1 protein-coding gene and 1 pseudogene are annotated in these 3,117 nt (G+C 63.6%); one reads left to right on the top strand and one right to left on the bottom strand.

Annotated features, from left to right (window positions below):
- Nucleotides 1–137: pseudogene (locus tag P8014_RS20475) on the bottom strand (acetyl-CoA C-acetyltransferase); the annotation flags it as partial.
- A 291-nt stretch (nt 138–428) separates the two neighbouring features.
- On the opposite strand from P8014_RS20475, the gene P8014_RS20470 reads away from it, so the two are divergent.
- Entirely contained in the window at nt 429–2,204 is a 1,776-nt protein-coding gene (locus P8014_RS20470) for an acetoacetate--CoA ligase (protein ID WP_337819183.1), read from the top strand.
- The last annotated feature ends 913 nt before the right edge of the window (nt 2,205–3,117 follow it).

The following is a 3,117-nucleotide window of genomic DNA, read 5'->3' as shown; positions in this document are numbered from 1 at the left end:
TCACCGGCGATGCCGGTCTGCTCGAGCGCGGCGCGGATGGCGGTGGCGCCGAGCACGGGCGTCGGCACGCCGTTGAGACTGCCGAGAAAGGAGCCGATGGGGGTGCGCCGTGCGGCGGCGATGACGATGTCGGACATGGGGTTTCCAGGGCGGGGATCAGGCGCGGATTATGGCAGCGCGTTGCCGGAGGCGGCAAACGCCGGGCGACTTGGCTGCGCATGACGAAAACCGCCCGAAAACCCCGCGCTTTGCCCGCCGTGCCGGGCCGGGGTAGTATCCACGGCCTTGGCCAGTATGCGGATCGCTGGCCTCAGCGCAGCCGCTGCGCACACGGCTACACTTTGGTGGGTCGGGACGGCGCGGGGCAGGGTGCGCCAGCATGGCGATTCGAACGATAAAGCACGACTCAGAGTACAGGGTTCGAACCGGTGCTGGTCGACGGCGACCGCATGCCCGGCGCGCAGTGGTATCCGGGCGTACGCCTGAACTTCGCCGAGAACCTGCTGCGCTACCGCAACGATCGTCCGGCGCTTATGTTTCGCAACGAATGGGGGCACGCGCGCGAACTGAGCCACGCGCAACTGTATGCGGAGGCGGCGCGTTTGTCCTTCGCCCTCAAGCAGGCCGGTGTCGGGCCCGGCGACCGGGTCGCGGGTTATCTGCCGAACATGCCGGAAACGGTGATCGCCATGCTCGCGACCGCATCGCTCGGTGCGATCTGGTCGTCGACTTCACCCGATTTCGGCGTCAAGGGGGTAGTGGACCGCTTCGGTCAGATCGAGCCCAAGGTGCTGTTCGCTGTCGACGCATATCCCTACGGGGGTAAGACGTATGACTGTATGGGTAAGCTGCGGGAAGTGGCCGAGGCCATTCCGGCGCTCGAGCGCATCGTGGTTATCCCCTATTCGGGCCGGCCGCTCAATCTGTCCGATCTGCCCAAGGCGGTGGCCTGGCCGGAGTTCGTTGCCGGACAGGCGGCCGAACACATCGAATTCGCCCAGATGCCGTTCGCGCATCCGCTGTACATCATGTACTCATCGGGCACCACCGGCGTTCCAAAGTGCATTGTGCATGGCGCCGGCGGCACTCTGCTGCAGCATCTCAAGGAGCTGGTGCTGCATACCGATCTCAAGCACGATGACCGCATCTTTTACTACACCACCTGCGGCTGGATGATGTGGAACTGGGTAGTATCCAGTCTGGCTATCGGCGCCTGCGTAGTGCTTTACGACGGTTCGCCCTTCCATCCCAAGGGCAGCGTGCTGTGGAATCTCATCGACGAGTTGGACATCAGCATCTTCGGTACCAGCGCCAAGTGGCTGGCGGCGGTGGAGAAGGTGGGTGTGCGGCCACGTGAGACGCATCAGCTCAAGTCCCTGAAGACCATCCTCTCGACGGGTTCGCCGCTGGCACCCGAGAGCTTCGACTACGTCTATCGCGACGTGAAGGCCAACCTCATGCTTTCGTCCATTTCGGGCGGCACCGACATCGTGTCCTGTTTCGCGCTCGGTAATCCGCTTCTGCCGGTGTACCGCGGCGAGTTGCAGTGCCGCGGCCTGGGGCTGAAGGTCGAAGCCTACGATCCGGAGGGTAAGCCGGTTCGTGGCGAACCGGGCGAACTGGTCTGCGAAGTTCCGTTTCCGTCGATGCCGGTAGGGTTCTGGAACGATCCCGAGGGCGTGAAGTACCGTGCCGCGTATTTCGAACGCTATCCCAACGTTTGGGCGCATGGTGACTTCATCGAGATCACCCCGCGCGGCGGCGTGATTATCTACGGCCGCTCGGACGCGACGCTAAATCCGGGCGGGGTGCGCATCGGCACCGCGGAGATCTATCGTCAGGTGGAGCAGGTGAACGAGGTACTCGAATCCATCGCCGTCGGCCAGGACTGGAAGGGTGACGAGCGCATCGTGCTGTTCGTGCGCCTGCGCGAGAGCGTGGAGTTGGACGATGCGCTGCGCGAGCGCATCAGACAGGTGATCCGGGCCAATACCACGCCGCGCCATGTGCCGGCGCGCATCGAGCAGGTGTCGGACATTCCGCGCACGATCTCCGGCAAGATCACCGAGGTGGCGGTACGCGAGGTGATCCACGGCCGGCCGGTCAAGAATGTGGATGCGTTGGCAAACATCGACTTAATTGCTAGCCATCGTGCCCTGTTTCGGGCGCGATTTAAGATGTGGGGATTCGGTCTGAATTGGTGACGCGCCCGAGCCGGTTTCTTTGAAATGCGCAAAGAAACCGACGAAAGAAACGCACCTCACGGATCGCTTGTTCCTGACGGGCAACCTTGCGAACGCACCCCTGAACGGGGCCCGCAGCCATTCGCCGTCCGGGCGAAGGGCTGCTTGGCCGGCGTCCTGCCGGCCATCCCCGCCCAGGCGCACGTTCGCGAGGCAAGCGATCAGGCGGGACCCAACGTCAAAACAAGGCGAGTCCGAAGTGAAATTGCTCTGAATTGGCTGATTCGTAGCGCAGCGTTTGGGTGCGTTCTGTTTTGACTCACCGCCTCCCGTTAGGCCTTGCCTCGAGCGTGCGCCCCGGCGCGTGGCTGCGGTGCCCCGTGGCGGGGTGTGCGCTCGAGGTTTGCCCGTCAGGGACAAGGCATAAGCACTCTGCGCCTGTGCCATTCGCGGCCGCAGTGGGCTTGTGTGCGTTCAGGGCAAAAGGTACTCGGGCGCGTCACCTCAGCAGACAAATACCCCAAACATCGAATCGCGCACGAAACAGGCCGCTATGGCCAGTCAGCATGGCTATTCCGTACGCAAACTCAATAACGTCTGCCGCTGATTTGCACCCACATCTGTTCCTCGAGTGGCGATTACCAGCATTGCCGCCGCGTAACCAAGGCTCGTCCGGCGTGCAGGCTGAGACGCACCAAACGAACACCGCCCGACCACTTCTGTGGCCGGGCGGCGAGGGGGTTCCCGAAGGAAAAAGCCCTAATCAGGCCGCAGCGCCGGCCAGCGCACGCACGCGTTCGCGGTCTTCCAGAAGCTCCTGTGCAGGCCCCTCGTGCACGATCTTGCCGTTGTCGATGACGTAGGCTCGGTTGGAGACTTCCAGCGCCATGAAGGCGTTCTGCTCGGCGAGCAGGATGGAGCTGCCCTCGCGGGC

The organism is Acidihalobacter sp. (assembly GCF_037381185.1).
Taxonomy (GTDB): domain Bacteria; phylum Pseudomonadota; class Gammaproteobacteria; order DSM-5130; family Acidihalobacteraceae; genus Acidihalobacter_A.
This window is presented reverse-complemented; position numbering and strand designations above follow the sequence as displayed.